This window comes from Streptomyces sp. N50 (genome assembly GCF_033335955.1).
Lineage (GTDB): Bacteria > Actinomycetota > Actinomycetes > Streptomycetales > Streptomycetaceae > Streptomyces.
In genome coordinates this window covers 5,556,764-5,573,619 of record NZ_CP137549.1, presented here as the reverse complement: position 1 = coordinate 5,573,619, position 16,856 = coordinate 5,556,764, and the positions used below count along the sequence as shown (strand labels likewise).

Genomic DNA, 16,856 nt, shown 5'->3' with positions numbered 1-16,856 from the left:
GTGGCGCTCAGAGGTAGTCCTCCAAGCTCCCCACCGTCAGCCCCAGTTCCTGGATTCCGCGCAGCAGGCGGGCCGTGCTGTCGGCGGGGCCGACCTGGACGATGTCGCCGGGGGCTAGGTGGTGGTCGCCTCGGGCGTAGGTCAGGGTTCCGGTCGTCGTGGAGGCACGCCACAGGACCAGGGCGGAGACTCCGCAGTCGGCCGCGGCACGGCGGGTCGTGGTGTCGTACGTGCCGTGAGGGGGCCTGAGCAGCCGGGAGTTGGGACGGGGATGCCGGCCGCAGATCTCGCCGCGCTGGGTGGCGTAGGGCAGGCCGGCGAAGCGGCCGGGGCGCGGCGCGGTGGGGAACACCGTGACCGGGAGCCGTAGTTCGCGGACCAGGTCGGCGAACCTCGGGTCCCGTCGCGTGTCCGCGCCCGTGCCGTGGGCGTCGTAGGTCAGGAACACGACCTTGTCCCGGGTGCGGACGTGGTCCACGACGGGTGGGAGGCCAGGGCCCGCCGAGCGGGCGGCGGGGTGCGGCGACGGCTTGGGGGCGGGGGCCAGCGGGGCCGTCAGACCCCAGTGGCGGTACGGCCGTTCGCGGGACGGGCCGTGCGGGTGGACGCGCTGGGCGGCCTTCTTGCCGAGCCGTTCGATGGGGTCGACGGACTGCGCGCAGCCGGTGAGGAGGGTGGCCGCCAACGCGACGGCCACCGGCGTCCGCAGGGTCGCGAACCTCACAGGTAGTCCTCCAGGCGGGCCACCGCGTAGCCCTCCGCCGTGACCTTGCCCAGGAAGCGCCGCATGTCGTCGACCATCGTGCCCTTCCAGTCCTCACGGCCCCGGAAGTGCGTCAGGACGATGTCGCCGGGGTGCAGGGACTTGTCGTCCTCGCGGTACTCCCAGTGGTCGACGAACACCTCCTCGTCCCAGATCGGGGCGTACTTGATGCCACAGGACTTCGCGGCGACGAGGGTGTCGTGGTTGTAGTTCCCGTACGGCGGCCGGAAGACCGTCGGGGCCTTGCCGAACTGCTTCTTCATGATGTCCTGCATGCCGCAGATCTCGTGCCGCTGCTCGGCGTAGGACAGGCCCGGCAGGTACGGGTGCGTGAGGGTGTGGTTGTTGATGGTGTGGCCCTGCGCCTGCATCTTCCGGAAGTAGCCGTAGTCGTCCTTCACCAGGTAGTTGCTGAGGAAGGCGGTGTACGGGATCTTCAGGTCGCTCATCATCCGCAGGAACGCGGGGTCCTTGTTCTCACCGTCGTCGATCGTGAGGAAGACGATCTTCTTCGTGGTCGGGATCGTGGTGAAGACCGGCGGGAGGTTCAGCTCCTCCTGGTCGTCCACCTCGAAGCCCTTGCGCGCGGTGATCTCCGGTTTGCGCGCGGGCGCCGGCGGCGCCGTGAGCGGCACCTTCGCCAGCCCCCAGCGCTTGGCCGCGGCGACCCGCGCGGCGTACGCGGCGCGCAGCTTGCTCGCGTAGGAGTCCAGCGCGCGGGCCGGGGGCGCGTGCAACGGCTGCGCGCCCTGCGCCGGGTGAACGGCCGCGCCCGGGCCGGGCTGACCGCAGCCGGAGACGAGAGCGGCCAGCGCGAGGGCGGCGAGCGCGCCACGGGCGCCCGCCCTCCGGCGCGGATTCGCGTACGCCCGGTCCCCACGCGCCCGATTGATGTCATTTTGTACGACTACTCGCATGGGGCCGGATCTTTTCAGCCCCCGGCCCCGATCCCGCGCCGACACCGCCAACACACCGCCACCGGAGGCACACCGTCCACCGACTGGCCCACAATGTCCCGGTGAACGACCCCGTACCCGCCTTCGCCGCCCTGCTCACCCCCGAGGGCCGCGCCCTCCTCGACGAGGTCCGCGGCACCGACCCGGCCAAGGAACTCGCCGTCGCCACCCGGCTGCGCCGCGACCACCCCGCCGACCTCGTCTCGGCGGCCCTCGGCCAGGCCCGGCTGCGGCAGCGCGCGGCGGCGGCGAAGTTCACGCCCGAGGACGCCGACCGGATGTTCTTCACGCCGAACGGCTTCGAACAGTCCACCCGCTCCACCGTCGCCACCTACCGCGCCGCCCGTCTCCTGGACCTGGGCGTGACCTCCGTCGCCGACCTCTGCTGCGGCATCGGCGGCGACGCGATCGCGCTGGCACGGGCGGGGGTACGCGTCCTGGCCGTGGACCGCGACCCGCTGACGGTCGCCGTGGCGCGCGCCAACGCCGAGGCCCTCGGCCTGGCCGGCCTGATCGAGGTACGGGAAGCGGACGTGACGGACGTCGACACGTCCGCCTACGACGCCGTGTTCGTCGACCCCGCCCGACGCGGCGGCCGCGGCCGCATCTTCGACCCCGAGGCGTACTCCCCGCCGTTGTCCTGGGCCGTCGACGCCGCTACGACGGCCCCGCTCGCCGCGCTGAAGATCGCCCCCGGGGTACCGCACGAGGCGATCCCGGCGACGGCCGAGGCGGAGTGGATCTCGGACGGGGGTGACGTGAAGGAGGCGGTGCTCTGGTTCGGGGCGGGAGCGCGGCCGGGGGCGGTGCGGGCAACTCTCCTCCCCGGCCCGCGAGTTCTGCACGGGCGCGGGCTTCCCGACCCCGAAGTCCGTTCCGTGGGGCGGTACTTGTACGAACCCGACGGTGCCGTCATCCGCGCCCACCTCGTCGCCGAGGTCGCGGAGGAGGTCGGGGGCGGGCTCGTCGACGAGACCATCGCGTATGTGACCGCCGATGAGCTACGGCCGACCGCGTATGCCTCCGCCTACCAGATCACCGATCAACTCCCGTTCGGCGTCAAGAAGTTGAAGGCGCTGTTGCGGGAGCGGGAGGTGGGCATCCTCACCGTGAAGAAGCGGGGGTCGGCCGTCGAGCCGGAGGAACTGCGACGGAAGGTGAAGCCTCAGGGGCCCAACTCGGCGACGGTGTTTCTCACTCGGGTGGCCGGGGCGCCGACGATGTTGATCGGGCGCCCGGTCTGACGGCGCCGAGGAGCGTGCTGCCGGGGCGGACTCGGCGGGAGGCACGGGACGCGTCGAGGATCCCTGCGGGCGCGAGGCCCTGTCCGCCGACGAGGCGCCTCCGGCTCGAACTCCCGCGCTCGCAGCGCATGTGACGATCCGTCGGATTCCGACACCGGGCGCGCCTCCACCAGCCCCCGTCGCCCTACGACGCCTCCCCCGCCCGGCGCAGCAGGAGTTGGCGTTCGCGTTCGTTGCGCGCCAGCGAAGCCGCTCGTACGAACTCCGCCTTCGCCTCCGTCGTACGGCCGAGGCGGAGCAGCAGGTCGCCGCGGACGCTCGGGAGCAAGTGGTAGTCGCGCAGGGCGGGTTCGGAGGCGAGGGTGTCGACGAGGGCCAGGGCCGGGGCCGGGCCGTCCGCCATCGAGATGGCCACCGCGCGGTTCAACTCGACCACGGGGGACGGGGATCGGGCGGCGAGAAAGCCGTACAGGGTCGCGATCGTCGGCCAGTCGGTCTCGTCGTAGGTGTACGCGTGGGCGTGGCAGGCGGCGATGGCGGCCTGGAGGGCGTAGGGGCCGGGGGCGCCGGTGGACGTGGCGTCGGCGCGGCCGAGGGCGGTGATGCCGCGGGCGATGAGGAGGCGGTTCCAGCGGCGGCGGTTCTGGTCCTTGAGGAGGACGGGGTCGCCGTCGGGGCCGGTGCGGGCGGCCGAGCGGGAGGCCTGGAACTCCAACAGGGAGGCCAGGGCGTGCACTTCGGGTTCCTTCGGCATCAGGGCGGCCAGGAGGCGGGCCAGGCGGAGCGCGTCCTCGCAGAGGCTCGGGCGGAGCCAGTCGTCGCCCGCCGTCGCCGCGTAACCCTCGTTGAAGATGAGGTAGATGACGTCCAGGACCGAGCCCAGGCGGGCCTCGCGGTCGGGGCCGTAGGGGACCTCGAAGGCGACGTTCCTGGTGGCCAGGGTGCGTTTGGCGCGGACGATGCGCTGGGCGACCGTCGGCTCGGGGACGAGGAACGCGCGGGCGATCTCGGGAGTCGTCAGGCCGCCGAGGAGGCGCAGGGTGAGGGCGGTGCGGGACTCGGCGGAGAGCACCGGGTGGCAGGTGGTGAAGACGAGGCGCAAGAGGTCGTCGTCGATGTCGTCGGGGGCTGAAGGTTCCTCGGGCGGGGCCGTCGTCTCCAGGGTGCGGCCGATCTCCTGGAGCTTGCGGGCGTAGTTCTCCCGGCGCCGGATGAGGTCCACGGCGCGGTGCCTGGCCGTGGCCATGAGCCAGGCGCCCGGGTTGTCGGGCACGCCGTCCCTCGGCCACTGCTCCAGGGCGGCGACCAGCGCGTCCTGCGCTAGTTCCTCGGCGATGCCGACGTCACGGACCAGGCGGGCGACCGCGGCGATGACGCGCGGGGACTCGATGCGGAAGACGGTCTCGATGGTGCTGTGCGGGTCGGTGGCGTTGCCGTGCGGGGCCGCGGTGGGCTGTGATTCCGGAGTCACAACCCACCATGCAACACCCCCGGCGGCCTCGGGCCAAGGAAGGCCGGGCAAGGCCACGGCGATCGCGGAGTGCTCAGCCCTCCGCGATCTCCCGCACCTCGCAGGTCACGGTCCAGAACTCCTCGTGCACCTTCAGGAACCGCTTCGTCCACTCGATCGCCTCGGCCATGTCCTTGCACTGCATGAGCGCGTAGCCGCCGACGACCTCCTTGGACTCGGTGAACGGCCCGTCGGTCACGGAGATCTTGCCGCCCTCCCAGTGCACGCGGGCGCCCTGCGCGGTCGGGGTGAGGCCGGCGGTGTCGAGCATGACGCCGGCTTTGGTGATCTCCTCGATCAGCTCGCCCATGCGCTGCATCAGCTCGGCGCTGGGGCCCTCGGCGGGGGCGGTCTTCTCGTCGATCTGCACGAGGGAGAGGTAGCGGGGCATGGTGACTCCTCGGGTCGTTCGCTGACGTTGTCCGACCGGGCTCTTCCCGGCCTTTCAACCATGCGTCGAACGAGGGGCGGGCGGATCGACACACTCGCCGGAATTCCCCGAAGATTTTTTCCGCCGCCATATCTCCGCAGGTCAGCGCAGCGACTCCCAGAGATCGCTCGCCGCCGGCTCCTTCGCCACCACCCGGTTCGGGTCGGACGGAGCCGTGACGTTCGGCATCGTCACCGTCGTCACCGCGTCCGCCGACAGCCCCTTCAGGCTCTGGCCGAGGCTGATCAGTTCGCTGAGGGAGTCGAGGCCGGTGTCGGTGGTGAGGCTGTCGGTGACCGCGTCGGTGACCTCGTAGAGCTTGGCGGGGTCGGTGAGCAGGTCGTGGGTGGAGATCTGGGTCAACAGGGCCTTCACCAGCATCTGTTGGAGGCCTATGCGGCCCAGGTCGCTGCCGTCGCCTATGCCGTGCCGGGTGCGGGCGAGGGCCAGGGCCTGCTTGCCGTTGAGGTGGTGGGTGCCCTTCTTCAGGTGCAGGTGGCTGTCGTCGTCGTCGATGTCCTGCGTGGTCGTGACCGTGACGCCGCCGAGCGCGTTCACCAGCTTCGCGAAGCCCGCGAAGTCGATCTCTATGTAGTGGTCCATGCGGACGCCGGTGATCGACTCGACCGTCTTGACCGCGCACACCGGGCCGCCCACCGAGTACGCGGTGTTGAACATCGCGTTGTACGCCACGGACGTGGAGCCCCCGGACGACAGCGGGCACGACGGCCGGGTGACGAGCGTGTCGCGCGGGATGCTGACGATCGTGGCCTTCTTACGGCCCGCGTCGACGTGGACGACCATCGCCGTGTCGGAGCGGGCGCCGGTGCTGCTGCCGCCGCCGAGTGCCTTGTTCTCCTTGCCGCTGCGCGAGTCGGAGCCGAGGACCAGGATGTTCAGGGAGCCGGTCGGCACGGGGGTGGCGGACGCGGACGCGGCGGCGGACGGTGTGGTCACCGCCTTCGCGGGGCGGTCGGTGCCGAGCGCGCTGTCGATGTCGACGCTCTTGATGTTGCTGTTGAGGTGCCAGTAGGCCCAGCCGGCCGTGGCGACACCCAGGACGAGGGCGCCGGCCAGAGTGAGGCCGGCGATCTTCAGCACTCTCGACCGCCGGCCCACGCGTCTGTCCTCGTCAACGTTCTCTGTGTCCGTCACGGGGAGGAACGTAAGTCCGAATTATTAGGAGAAAGTTAGGGGAGGCGTCCCGAGACGGTTTTCTACGGAAAATCTCACGGTTCTCAGCCCCGCTTCACGCCTCCGGAGGCCCCTCCGCCTCCCCCGCCTCCCTCATCCCAGGGTCACGACCGGCACCGGGTTGCTCCCGCTCCAGGACCCGTTGAACCCGAACGTCACCGAACCACCGTCCGGGACCGTCCCGTTGTAGCTCGCGTTCGCACAACTCACCGCCGTCCCCGACTGGGTGCAGGTCGCGTTCCAGGCCTGGGTGATCTGCTGGCCCGCGCCGTACGTCCAACTCGCCTTCCATGACGACAGGGAGGCCCCGGAACACGCGATCGTCACCTGCCCGGTGAACCCGGTGTTCCACTGACTGCTCACGCCGTACGTCGCCGAGCACGCCCCGGTCGGCGGCGGGGTCGTGGTCGTACCGCCGAGCGCCTCCGAGAGGCCGTAGTACGCCGGTTTCGGCGCGTAGTTGGCGTCGTACGGTGTCGCCGCCCCGTAGCCCGGGAACGTGCTGTCGACCCAGGAGTCGGAGTCGGTGAAGCCCCACACGGTGACGTTCACGCAGCGCGCGACGGCCACGCAGGCGGCCATGACGCTCTTGAAGTCGGCCTTCTGCTGGGCGAGTTTGGTGGCATCGGCCGGGAGCGCCATCCGTACGTCCAGCTCGGTGATCGCCACGTCCACGCCCAGGTCGGCGAAGCGCTGGATGTTCTGCTGGAGGGTGGCCGGTACCTGGCCGAGGATGAGGTGGGCCTGGAGGCCGACCCCGTCGATCGGAACGCCCGCCGCCTTCAGGGACTTGACCAGGTTGTAGAGGGCGGTGGACTTCGCGTTGACGCCCTCGACGTTGTAGTCGTTGATGTACAGCTTGGCCGCCGGGTCGGCCGCGTGGGCCCAAGTCAGCGCCTGGGCTATGTAGTTGGCGCCGAGGCCGTTGTACCAGAGCGTCGAGCGGTAGGTGCCGTCCTCGTTGAAGGGTTCGTTCACCACGTCCCAGGCGGTGATCTCGCCCTTGTAGCGGCCGACTTCGGTACTGATGTGGTTCTGCAGCAGGCTGCTCAACTGGGCTGACGTCCATGTGCCGTTGGTCAGCCAGCTCGGGTTCTGGCTGTGCCAGACCAGGGTGTGGCCGCGCACCTGCTGGTGGTGGGCCTGCGCGAAGGCGACGATCTGGTCCGCCTCCGACCAGTTGAAGGTGCCCTGCGTCGGCTCGACCGTCTCCCACTTCATGGCGTTGCCGGGGGTGAGCGAGCTGAACTGGCCGCCGGCGATGTCGCCGTAGGTGCCGGTGAGCTTGGAGCCGGTGACGGCGGTGCCGATGACTTTGCCCTTCGCGGCGGCGAGGTCGCGCAGCGGGGTGTCGGCGGCGTGCGCGGCGGGTGCCGCGAAGAGCATGACGGCGCCGGTGAACAAGGCCGCCAGGGACAAGCCGGTTCTCAGAGATCTCATTGCGGGTGCCTCCGAAAGTTTCGGTTGTGCAACCGATTGGCTTCGGAGGAGTGTGGGGCGACGCACCCCACTCGTCAATACGTCACCTTCCGGCCACGCACGTCACGGTCACGTCGGCTTCCGGCCACCCGTCTCACTCCGCGGCCGGTGCCGCCGTACTGCTCCGCACCACCAGGCTCGTCGCCAGTTCCACCCGCCGAGCCGCCGACGACTCCCCCTCCCGCCCGAGGTCGAGCACCAGCTTGGCCGCCGCCTCGGCCATCTCGGTGAGGGGCTGTCGTACGGTCGTCAGCGGCGGCCCCACCCAGCGCGCCACCGGCAGATCGTCGAAGCCGACCACGCTCAGGTCCTCCGGGATGCGCAGCCCGAGTTCGCGCGCGGCCTCGTACAGACCGAGCGCCTGGAGGTCGTTGCCGGCGAAGACGGCGGTGGGCCGGTCCGGGCGGCGCAGCAACTCAAGGCCCAGCCGGTAACCGGCCTCGTGATGGAAGTCGCCGGTGGTGATCAGCGAGGGGTCGACCGGCAGCCCGGCCGTCTCCAGCGCGGCCCGGTATCCGTCGACCCGGGCGCGGCTGCACATCATCCGGGACGGCCCGCTGATCGCGCCGATCCGGGTGTGGCCCAGCTCGACCAGGTGCCGGGTGGCGGCCAGCCCGCCCTGCCAGTTCGTCGCGCCGATCGACGGAACGTCGGCGCCCGGGTCGCCGGCCGGGTCCATCACCACGAACGGGATGGAGCGGCTGGTGAGCAGCGCCCGCTGGGACTCGTCGAGCCCGGAGAGGACGAGGATCACGCCGTGCGGGCGGCGCGCGGCGACCTGGTCGGCCCAGGTCCGGCCCGGGGTCAGCCGTCCCGCGCTCTCGCTCAGCACCACGCTCAGCCCGGAGTCCCGCGCCACGTTCTCCACGCCCCGGATGACCTCCATCGCCCAGGCGCTCTCCAGCTCGTGGAAGACCAGGTCGATCAGCGGGGAGCGGGTCGCCTCGGCGCGGCGGCGCCGGTAGCCGTAGACGCGGAGCAGGTCCTCGACGCGGGTGCGGGTCGCGGGGGCGACATCGGCACGGCCGTTGAGGACCTTCGAAACAGTCGGAGCCGACACTCCGGCCTCGCGGGCGATCTCGGCGAGCGTGGCGGTCTGCGTCGGCCGACCCGCTGTCTGGGTTTCGGCGGAATCCGGGGCTGTCATGGCGGCGATCGTATCCCTGCGCGACCTCTTGACGAACCCCCCAGCGCGCCTTACGTTCCCGGAACATTCGTAGAACGGCTCGAAACATTCGCACGAGAGGTGCTGTCCATGGAGCCCAACACGTCCAACGGCGGGCGTACGTTCAGCAGGCGCTGGGTGCTCGGCGCCGGTGCCACCACCCTGCTCACCACCGGGCTCACGGCCTGCGGCTCCAGTGACAGCACCGGCGACAGCGGCACGGTCACCGCCTTCACCTACGGCGACGACGCGGCGAAGGTGCAGGTCAAGGCCGTCACCCGGTTCAACGCGTCGGCGGCGGCGAAGAAGGCCAAGGGCAAGATCAAGCTGGAGAAGGTGCCCGGCACGGACTACCCGGCCAAGCTGCGCACCGCGATGGGCTCGCCGAACGCGCCGGACGTCTTCTTCAACTGGGGCGGCGGCTCGATCAAGGCGTACCAGGAGGCCAACCAGCTGGTCGACCTCACCGACACCATCAAGTCCGACCCGGTGCTCAAGGACGGTTTCCTGCCGTCGGTGCTCGCGGCGGGCGCGCTCAAGGGCAAGAACTACGGCATACCGATGCGCGGCATGCAGCCGGTGATCCTCTTCTACAACAAGACCGTCTTCGCCGCGCACAAGCTCCAACCGCCCACCACCTGGGCCGAGTTGCTCGACCTCAACAAGAAGCTGAAGGCGGCGGACATCACGCCGTTCGCGCTCGGGGGCGCCGACATCTGGCCCGAGTTGATGTGGCTGGAGTACCTCGTCGACCGGATCGGCGGGCCCGGGGTCTTCGACAAGATCAAGAACGGCGACGCGTCCGGCTGGGGCGACCCGGCCGTCCTCAAGGCCGCCGAGACGGTGAAGCAGTTGATCGACGACGGCGCCTTCGGCAAGGGCTTCAGTTCGGTGTCGTACGTCAACGGTGGGGCGCCCGCGGTGTTCGCCAAGGGCAAGGCGGCGATGCATCTGATGGGGTCGTGGGAGTACTCGACGCAGCTCGGGAAGTTCCCGGACTTCGCGAAGAACAACCTGGGGTGGTGCGCCTTCCCGAAGTACGAGGGGGGTGCGGGCGATATCCGCAACGTGGTCGGCAACCCCACCAACTACTGGTCCGTGAACGCGCGTACGGGCAACAAGGACGCGGCGATCGCGTTTCTGCGGGACTGTGCGTCGGAGGCGTATGCGAAGGACCTTGTCGCCAACGGGGATATTCCGACCACGTCGAACGCGGAGAAGCTTCTGGACTCCGCGCCGAATCCCGAGTTCGCCAAGTTCCAGTATCAACTCGTGCAGCAGGCACCGGCGTTCACGTTGAGCTGGGATCAGGCGGTGGATCCGGATGTGTCGACGCCGATGCTGACGGAGATCAACAAGCTGTTCGTGGGGAAGAGTTCGCCGGCGCAGTTCGTTTCAGCGCTGAAGGGGTTGAAGTGAGGTCGCGCAGTTCCCCGCGCCCCTATAGGGGCGCTTCACCTCACGCCCTCCTGGCTGTGCCCGGGGTTCTCTTCTTCGTCTTCTTCGCCGTGGCCCCCATGGTCCTCGCCGTGTATCTCTCCTTCACCACGTGGAACGGGTTGGGCGACCCCAAGCCCGTCGGCCTCGCCAACTGGGACAAGTTGCTGCACGACTCCCGTCTCACCCAATCCCTCACCGTCACCGTGCTGTTGACGGTGACCAGCTGGGCCTTCCAGACCGTCGTGTCTCTCCTCCTCGGCGTCTGGGCGGCGGGCCGCCAGCGCAACCGGGCGATCCTCTCCGCGATCTTCTTCGTGCCGTTCCTGCTGTCCTCCACGGCGATCGCGCTGCTCTTCTACGCCCTGCTCGACCCGAACTTCGGGATCATCCACCAGGACACGCTCGGCTCCACCAGCGGCGCGTTCCTCGCGATCGTGTTCGTCGGGGGCTGGCAGTTCATCCCCTTCCACACCCTCATCTACCAGGGTGGGGCCCGGCAGATCCCCGAAGTGCTCTACCAGGCGGCGGCAATTGACGGTGCCGGGCGCTACCGGCAGTTCTTCTCCATCACGCTGCCTCAACTCCGCAACACGGCCACGACCTCCAGCGTGCTGATGATCGTCGGCTCGCTCACCTACTTCGAGACCGTCCTGATCCTCACCCAGGGCGGCCCCGGCACGGACACGGCGATCCTGCCGTACCTGATGTATGAAGCCGGCTTCAAGAGCTACGACTTCGGCTACGCGAGCGCGATCGCGACCTTCCTTGTCGTCATCGCCACCGCGCTCTCCCTCGTCCTGGTCAGGCTCACTGGTTTCGGCGCCATGCGCAGTACCCGCGAAGGGATGTGACGGAGTGTCACATGACACGTTGCCGCGTCCGGTGAAGACGGCAGGTGAGCCGGTGGAACCTCCGCGCACTCGTCGGCGCCGGCACTGGACCAAGCGCCCCAACCCCGTCGCCGGGCTCGGTTCGCTGCTCTGGCTCGCGGTCGTCATCATCCCGATCTACGCGATGATCTCGGCGTCCCTCACCCGCCAGGACAAGGCGCTGGGCAACAACGCCCTCAAGCCGCCCACCGATCCGACCTTCGCCAACTACAACACCGTGCTGCACAACGGCTTCGGCCACTTCCTCGCCAACACGGCACTGGTGGCGGCGGCGGTCGTAGGGATCGTCCTGGTGCTGTGCGTCCCGCTGGCGTACGTGGCCGTACGCACGCGCACGGTCTGGTCGAGCGGGGCCTTCCGGCTGTTCCTGATGGGAGTGGCGATCCCGGCGCAGGCAGTCGTGGTCCCCCTGTACCTGATGATCGCCAAACTCAACCTGTACGACAGCCTGTTGGCGGTCATCCTCCCCACCGCCGCCTTCGCGATGCCGGTGTCCGTGCTGATCCTTACCGGCACGCTGCGGGACATCTCGGAGGACCTGTACGAGGCGATGGCGCTCGACGGCGCGTCGGCGACGCGGATGCTGTTCCAACTGGTCATCCCGATGACCAAGGGCGGTATCAGCACGGTCGTCATCTACGCGGCGCTGCAGGCCTGGAACGGATTCCTCTTCCCGCTGATCTTCACCCAGTCCGACGGACCCAGGGTCCTGACCCTCGGACTCTTCAACTACGTCAGCCAGTTCGGCGTGAACATCCCGGCCCTGCTCGCCTCGGTCGTCCTCTCCGGCATCCCGATCTTCGCCGTGTACCTGGTGGCCCGGCGCGCCCTGGTCGGCGGCCTGATGGGCGTGGGCGGCAAGTGAGCTGCCCCAACTCACCTTTTCCGAACGGAGTTTCATGACCACCGCCCCCTGGCGCGACCCCGCCCTGCCCGCCGCCGCCCGCGTCGACGACCTGCTCGCCCGGATGACCCTGGAGGAGAAGACCGCCCAGCTCTACGGCGTGTGGGTGGGCGCCGCCACGGACGGCGACGGAGTCGCCCCGCTCCAGCGGGAGATGACCTCCGACTACGACTGGGACGAGCTGATCACCCACGGCCTGGGCCAGCTCACCCGTTCCTTCGGTACGGCGCCGGTGGACCCGGAGTTGGGCGCGCAGGCGCTGGCCCGCGCGCAGCGCCGGATCGCGGCGGCGGGGCGTTTCGGCATCCCGGCGGTCGCCCACGAGGAGTGCCTGGCGGGCTTCACGGCCTGGGGGGCGACGGCGTACCCGGTGCCGCTGGCATGGGGCGCGAGCTTCGACCCGGGGCTGGTCGAGGAGATGGCCCGGCGCATCGGCGCGGACCTGCGCTCGGCCGGCGTCCACCAGGGTCTCGCGCCCGTCCTGGACGTCGTACGGGATCCGCGCTGGGGCCGGGTGGAGGAGACGATCGGCGAGGATCCGTACCTGGTGGGGACCATCGGTGCCGCGTATGTGCGGGGGCTGGAGTCCGCCGGGGTCGTGGCGACGCTGAAGCACTTCGCCGGGTACGCGTCGTCGGTGGGGGCGCGGAACCTCGCGCCGGTACGGGCGGGGGTGCGGGAGTTCGCGGACGTCACCCTTCCCCCCTTCGAGATGGCGCTGCGGGAGGGCGGGGCGCGCTCGGTGATGGCGGCGTACAACGAGACGGACGGCGTACCGGCGTCGGCGGACCCCGCGCTGCTGACCCAACTCCTGCGCGAGGACTGGGGGTTCACGGGAACGGTCGTCGCCGACTACTTCGGCATCGGCTTCCTGGAGACCCTCCACCGGGTGGCGGGCAGCCCGGCGCAGGCGGCGCAGACGGCGCTGGAGGCGGGCATCGACGTAGAGCTGCCCACCCTGAAGTGCTACGGGAAGCCGTTGGTGGAGGCGGTGCGGGCGGGGGAGGTCCCGGAGGCGCTGGTGGACCGGGCGGCGCGTCGAGTGCTTTTGCAGAAGGCCGAGTTGGGCCTGCTGAACGAGGACTGGTCACCGGAGCCGACGCGGCGTATCGACCTCGACTCGACGGCGAACCGGGCCCTGGCCCGCCAACTGGCCGAAGAATCGGTGGTGTTGCTGGACAACCCGGACGGTCTGCTGCCGCTGGCGGCGGAGGCACGGATCGCGGTGGTGGGCCCGAGGGCGGCGGACGCGCTGGCGATGCTCGGCTGCTACTCCTTCCCGTCCCACGTGGGGACGCACCACCCCGAGGTGCCGATGGGCATCGAGATCCCCACGGTGCTGGAGTCGCTGCGGGCCGAACTCCCCGATGCCAAGGTGACGTTCGCGGAGGGGTGTGACGTCTCCGGTCCGGACACCTCGGGCTTCGAGGAGGCGGTGGCCCGGACGGCGGAGGCGGACGTGTGCGTGGCGGTACTCGGCGACCGCGCAGGCCTGTTCGGACGCGGCACGTCGGGCGAGGGCTGCGACGTGGCGGACCTCCAACTCCCAGGCATTCAGGCCGACTTGCTGGACGCCCTGGTCTCGACAGGCGTCCCGGTCGTCCTGGTCCTCCTGACCGGCCGCCCCTACGCGCTGGGCCGCTGGCAGGGCCGACTGGGCGCGGTGGTCCAGGCGTTCTTCCCCGGGGAGGAAGGCGGCCCGGCAGTGGCGGGAGTACTGTCGGGCCGCGTCAACCCGTCGGGCCGCCTCCCGGTGAGCGTCCCGCACGCGCCGGGCGGCCAGCCGTGGACGTACCTCCAGCCCCCGTTGGGCCTGGCCGACGAGGTCAGCAGCCTGGACCCGACCCCGCTGTACCCCTTCGGTCACGGCCGCTCGTTCACGACGTTCGCGTGGGAGGCAGCGGAGCCGGCCGGGGCTCCCGAGATCACCACGGACGGCTCCTACGACCTGACGGTCACCGTCCGCAACACGGGCGCCCGCACCGGCACGGAGGTCGTCCAGCTGTACCTGCACGACCCGGTCGCCTCGGTGACCCGCCCGGACGTCCGCCTGATCGCTTACCAGCGCCTGGAGTTGACCCCCGGGGAGTCCACGAGGGTGACCTTCCACTTCCACGCGGACCTGTCGGCGTTCACGGACCGCTCGGGGCGCCGGGTGGTCGAACCGGGGGCGCTGGAGCTGAGGTTGGGGGTTTCCAGCGCGGAGATACGGCACACGACACGGCTGACGCTGACGGGTCCCGTGCGGGAGGTGGGGGCGGAGCGGCGGTTGCGGTGCGAGACGGAGGTGCGGGGCGACGCGTGACCCCGGCGCAGGTCAGACCTTGATCACGTGGGCACCGGCACCGCAGAGGTCCCGGAGGTGCTCGGGGTCCGAGGTCAGCACGGTGACGGGTGCGGGCGAGGCGAGCGCCGTCGCGGCGACGATCGCGTCCAGTGCGTACTTGTGCCCGTGCAGACCGGCCGCGGCAAGAAGCCTGCTCGCGTGGCGGGCGATCGCCTCGCTGGGCGGGACGACGTTGACGCGCGAGACGGCATGGTCGAAGCGGGCCTGGTGGGTCCGGGGATCGCGGGCCTCGACGAGCGTCACCGAGCTGACGACCACGCGGATGTCCTCGGCTTCGGCCGCGACGAGCCACTGGGTCAGTTCCGGAGTGCGCCGTACGAGTTTGGACAGGCCCTCGCAGTCGAGGACGAGCGTGCCGCTCACGCCGCGTCGGCCGAGCCGGCCGAACCACCGCGCAGGACGGCCCGCTTGGCCTCGACCGCGGCCGGGTCCACCGGACCGTGCGCGGCCTCCGCGTCCTCGATCAGTTCCCGCAGCCGATCCCGCTCCAGCTGGCGCTGGATGAGCGCTTCGACGTAGGCGGACATGCCTCGCTTGCCGGTGCGCGCCTTGAGGGCGGCGATGGTGCCCTCGTGGAGCGACACCGAGACCGGGCGGACGGGGCCTTCACCGGGCACGGGAGCTTCAGCCATGACCCTACTTTAACAAAACTCTTGTTATTCGCCCGCCGCCGGTTCGCCCACCGACTCGAACCGCCACCGATGCACCGCCCGAGTCACCAACTCCCCACCCGGCTCAGGCAGTTCAGGCAGCTCCGTGTCGTACTCCGCGTCCCACCACGTGATGACGAGGACCCGGTCCTGGGGCGCGCGCAGGAACTCCCGGCGCAGCGGCTCGGCGGGGAGTTGCTGGGCCCGCGCCCAGGCGAGGAGTTCCTCGCCCTTTCCGGGGACCGCCCGGGCCTCCCACATCAGCGCGACCGTGGCCGTCACGAGTACAGGTTCTCCTTGCTGACCTCGTGGACGTGGTCGTGGTGGTGGTGACCCGGGACGTGGGGATCCGTCACCGGGAGGGACGAGTCGGCGGAGAGGTCCCAGTCGGACGGGGTGCGGTTGCGGGCGACCATTTCCGCACCCAGTGCGGCGACCATCGCGCCGTTGTCCGTGCACAGCTTGGGGCGCGGGACGCGCAGGCGGATACCGGCCGCCTCGCAACGCTCCGCCGCCAACGCCCGCAGCCGCGAGTTCGCGGCGACCCCGCCGCCGATCATCAGGTGGTCGACGCCCTCGTCCTTGCAGGCCCGTACGGCCTTGCGGGTCAGGACGTCGACGACCGCCTCCTGGAAGGACGCCGACACATCGCGCACCGGCACCTCCTCCCCCGCCGCCCGCTTCGCCTCGATCCAGCGGGCCACGGACGTCTTCAGCCCGGAGAAGGAGAAGTCGTACGCCGGGTCGCGCGGGCCGGTCAGGCCGCGCGGGAACGTGATCGCCGTGGGGTCGCCCTCCTTCGCGTACCGGTCGATGACCGGGCCGCCCGGGAAGCCGAGGTTCAGGACGCGGGCGATCTTGTCGAAGGCCTCGCCCGCCGCGTCGTCGATCGTCGCGCCCAGCGGCCGTACGTCCGAGGTGATGTCCGAGGACAACAACAGGGAGGAGTGACCGCCGGACACCAGCAGCGCCATCGTCGGTTCCGGCAGCGGGCCGTGTTCCAGCTGGTCCACGCAGATGTGGGAGGCGAGGTGGTTGACGCCGTAGAGGGGCTTGCCGAGTGCGTAGGCGTACGCCTTGGCCGCCGAGACGCCGACCAGCAGGGCGCCGGCCAGACCCGGACCCGCCGTGACCGCGATGCCGTCGAGGTCACGCGCGCTCACGCCCGCGTCCTTCAGCGCGCGCTGGATCGTCGGGATCATCGCCTCCAGGTGGGCGCGGGACGCCACCTCCGGTACGACCCCGCCGAAGCGGGCGTGCTCGTCGACGCTGGACGCGACCGCGTCCGCCAGCAGGGTGGTGCCGCGGACGATGCCGACGCCGGTCTCGTCGCAGGAGGTCTCGATGCCCAGGACGAGCGGCTCGTCGCGTGAGTCAGCCATGAATCTCGGTTCCTTGTACGGAAGTTGACGGGTCGGTCAGGCGCATCACCAGGGCGTCGACGTTGCCCGGCTGGTAGTAGCCGCGCCGGAATCCGATCGGGGCGAAGCCGAAGCGCTCGTAGAGCTTCTGCGCGCGGACGTTGTCGACGCGGCACTCCAGCATGACCTCGGCGCACTCGAACTCGCTTGCCGCGGTGAGGAGTTCGGTCAGCAGGGTGCCACCGAGGCCGGTGCCCCAGTGGTCGCGGGCGACGGCGATGGTCTGGATGTCGGCCTGGTCGCCGGTGGTGGCGAGACCGGCGTAACCGATGACCCGGACACCGCTCTCGGTCTCCTCATCATCCACCTCGGCCACCAAGTACCGGCGGGTCGCCTCGGCGCCGCGCGCGTGCGCAAGCTCGGACCAGAACATGCCCCGGGACCAGGCGTCCTCGGGGAAGAGGTCCTTCTCCAGTTCCAGCACGGGGTCGATGTCCCACCAGCGCATCTCGCGCAGCCGAGG

General features: G+C 70.5%; 17 protein-coding genes. 5 read left to right on the top strand and 12 right to left on the bottom strand.

From position 1 onward, the window contains the following. Window positions 1-7: 7 nt before the first annotated feature. Both R2B38_RS25180 and R2B38_RS25175 read right to left on the bottom strand, forming a co-directional pair. Window positions 8-724, bottom strand: a complete 717-nt coding sequence (locus R2B38_RS25180) for a hypothetical protein (protein ID WP_318018268.1) — start codon at window positions 722-724, stop codon at window positions 8-10. Then, entirely contained in the window at window positions 721-1,680 is a 960-nt protein-coding gene (locus R2B38_RS25175; protein WP_318018267.1) for a polysaccharide deacetylase family protein, read from the bottom strand. The genes R2B38_RS25180 and R2B38_RS25175 overlap by 4 nt, the downstream gene beginning before the upstream one ends. A gap of 101 nt (window positions 1,681-1,781) precedes the next feature. Here R2B38_RS25175 and R2B38_RS25170 point away from each other — a divergent pair, with 101 nt between their 5' ends. Next, window positions 1,782-2,963: a THUMP-like domain-containing protein gene (locus R2B38_RS25170; protein ID WP_318018266.1), complete on the top strand. Its 1,182-nt coding sequence runs from the start codon at window positions 1,782-1,784 to the stop codon at window positions 2,961-2,963. Between the two features lie 184 nt (window positions 2,964-3,147). On the opposite strand, the gene R2B38_RS25165 is transcribed toward R2B38_RS25170, so the two are convergent. From R2B38_RS25165 to R2B38_RS25145, 5 genes are all read right to left on the bottom strand, one after another. Next, the gene (locus tag R2B38_RS25165; protein ID WP_318018265.1) at window positions 3,148-4,434 is read right to left on the bottom strand and encodes an RNA polymerase sigma factor; all 1,287 of its coding nucleotides are present in this window, start codon (window positions 4,432-4,434) and stop codon (window positions 3,148-3,150) included. Between the two features lie 73 nt (window positions 4,435-4,507). Further along, complete coding sequence (locus R2B38_RS25160) at window positions 4,508-4,864, bottom strand: YciI family protein (protein WP_019055574.1); 357 nt, start codon at window positions 4,862-4,864, stop codon at window positions 4,508-4,510. 141 nt (window positions 4,865-5,005) lie between these two features. Further along, complete coding sequence (locus R2B38_RS25155) at window positions 5,006-6,058, bottom strand: LCP family protein (RefSeq protein ID WP_318018264.1); 1,053 nt, start codon at window positions 6,056-6,058, stop codon at window positions 5,006-5,008. 132 nt (window positions 6,059-6,190) lie between these two features. Next, window positions 6,191-7,537, bottom strand: coding sequence for an endo-1,4-beta-xylanase (locus tag R2B38_RS25150; RefSeq protein ID WP_318018263.1), 1,347 nt, complete (start codon window positions 7,535-7,537; stop codon window positions 6,191-6,193). Between the two features lie 133 nt (window positions 7,538-7,670). Then, on the bottom strand, window positions 7,671-8,723 hold the full coding sequence (locus R2B38_RS25145) for a LacI family DNA-binding transcriptional regulator (RefSeq protein ID WP_318018262.1): 1,053 nt from the start codon (window positions 8,721-8,723) through the stop codon (window positions 7,671-7,673). 108 nt (window positions 8,724-8,831) lie between these two features. Between R2B38_RS25145 and R2B38_RS25140 the strand changes: the two genes are divergently transcribed. From R2B38_RS25140 to R2B38_RS25125, 4 genes are read left to right on the top strand one after another with little or no spacing between them, the layout of a single operon-like run. Next, window positions 8,832-10,160 (top strand): ABC transporter substrate-binding protein, encoded by a 1,329-nt coding sequence (locus R2B38_RS25140; RefSeq protein WP_318018261.1) that lies wholly within the window; start codon window positions 8,832-8,834, stop codon window positions 10,158-10,160. Continuing rightward, entirely contained in the window at window positions 10,157-11,032 is an 876-nt protein-coding gene (locus R2B38_RS25135; RefSeq protein ID WP_318018260.1) for a sugar ABC transporter permease, read from the top strand. The genes R2B38_RS25140 and R2B38_RS25135 overlap by 4 nt, the downstream gene beginning before the upstream one ends. Window positions 11,033-11,063: 31 nt before the next feature. Continuing rightward, the gene (locus R2B38_RS25130) at window positions 11,064-11,936 is read left to right on the top strand and encodes a carbohydrate ABC transporter permease (RefSeq protein WP_411978580.1); all 873 of its coding nucleotides are present in this window, start codon (window positions 11,064-11,066) and stop codon (window positions 11,934-11,936) included. A 34-nt stretch (window positions 11,937-11,970) separates the two neighbouring features. Further along, window positions 11,971-14,280, top strand: a complete 2,310-nt coding sequence (locus R2B38_RS25125) for a glycoside hydrolase family 3 N-terminal domain-containing protein (protein ID WP_318018258.1) — start codon at window positions 11,971-11,973, stop codon at window positions 14,278-14,280. A 12-nt stretch (window positions 14,281-14,292) separates the two neighbouring features. On the opposite strand, the gene R2B38_RS25120 is transcribed toward R2B38_RS25125, so the two are convergent. From R2B38_RS25120 to rimI, 5 genes are read right to left on the bottom strand one after another with little or no spacing between them, the layout of a single operon-like run. Beyond that, window positions 14,293-14,685 carry a type II toxin-antitoxin system VapC family toxin gene (locus R2B38_RS25120; RefSeq protein ID WP_318018257.1) on the bottom strand — a complete coding sequence of 131 codons (393 nt, stop codon included), beginning with the start codon at window positions 14,683-14,685 and terminating at the stop codon, window positions 14,293-14,295. Then, complete coding sequence (locus tag R2B38_RS25115) at window positions 14,682-14,954, bottom strand: hypothetical protein (RefSeq protein WP_033280049.1); 273 nt, start codon at window positions 14,952-14,954, stop codon at window positions 14,682-14,684. Before R2B38_RS25115 ends, R2B38_RS25120 begins: the two co-directional genes overlap by 4 nt. Before the next feature lie 24 nt (window positions 14,955-14,978). After that, window positions 14,979-15,233 (bottom strand): hypothetical protein, encoded by a 255-nt coding sequence (locus R2B38_RS25110; RefSeq protein ID WP_318021779.1) that lies wholly within the window; start codon window positions 15,231-15,233, stop codon window positions 14,979-14,981. Window positions 15,234-15,250: 17 nt separating this feature from the next. Further along, window positions 15,251-16,354, bottom strand: coding sequence for a tRNA (adenosine(37)-N6)-threonylcarbamoyltransferase complex transferase subunit TsaD (gene tsaD / locus R2B38_RS25105; RefSeq protein ID WP_318018256.1), 1,104 nt, complete (start codon window positions 16,352-16,354; stop codon window positions 15,251-15,253). After that, entirely contained in the window at window positions 16,347-16,841 is a 495-nt protein-coding gene (gene rimI, locus R2B38_RS25100; protein ID WP_405849497.1) for a ribosomal protein S18-alanine N-acetyltransferase, read from the bottom strand. Before rimI ends, tsaD begins: the two co-directional genes overlap by 8 nt. Window positions 16,842-16,856 lie beyond the last annotated feature (15 nt).

What these genes read in the sequence shown, in the direction of transcription:
- R2B38_RS25145 (WP_318018262.1), bottom strand. Translation starts at nt 8,723, where the DNA reads ATGACAGCCCCGGATTCCGCCGAAACCCAGACAGCGGGTCGGCCGACG.
- R2B38_RS25150 (WP_318018263.1), bottom strand. Translation starts at nt 7,537, where the DNA reads ATGAGATCTCTGAGAACCGGCTTGTCCCTGGCGGCCTTGTTCACCGGC.
- R2B38_RS25110 (WP_318021779.1), bottom strand. Translation starts at nt 15,233, where the DNA reads ATGTGGGAGGCCCGGGCGGTCCCCGGAAAGGGCGAGGAACTCCTCGCC.
- rimI (WP_405849497.1), bottom strand. Translation starts at nt 16,841, where the DNA reads ATGCGCTGGTGGGACATCGACCCCGTGCTGGAACTGGAGAAGGACCTC.
- R2B38_RS25125 (WP_318018258.1), top strand. Translation starts at nt 11,971, where the DNA reads ATGACCACCGCCCCCTGGCGCGACCCCGCCCTGCCCGCCGCCGCCCGC.
- R2B38_RS25175 (WP_318018267.1), bottom strand. Translation starts at nt 1,680, where the DNA reads ATGCGAGTAGTCGTACAAAATGACATCAATCGGGCGCGTGGGGACCGG.
- R2B38_RS25115 (WP_033280049.1), bottom strand. Translation starts at nt 14,954, where the DNA reads ATGGCTGAAGCTCCCGTGCCCGGTGAAGGCCCCGTCCGCCCGGTCTCG.
- R2B38_RS25140 (WP_318018261.1), top strand. Translation starts at nt 8,832, where the DNA reads ATGGAGCCCAACACGTCCAACGGCGGGCGTACGTTCAGCAGGCGCTGG.
- R2B38_RS25160 (WP_019055574.1), bottom strand. Translation starts at nt 4,864, where the DNA reads ATGCCCCGCTACCTCTCCCTCGTGCAGATCGACGAGAAGACCGCCCCC.
- tsaD (WP_318018256.1), bottom strand. Translation starts at nt 16,354, where the DNA reads ATGGCTGACTCACGCGACGAGCCGCTCGTCCTGGGCATCGAGACCTCC.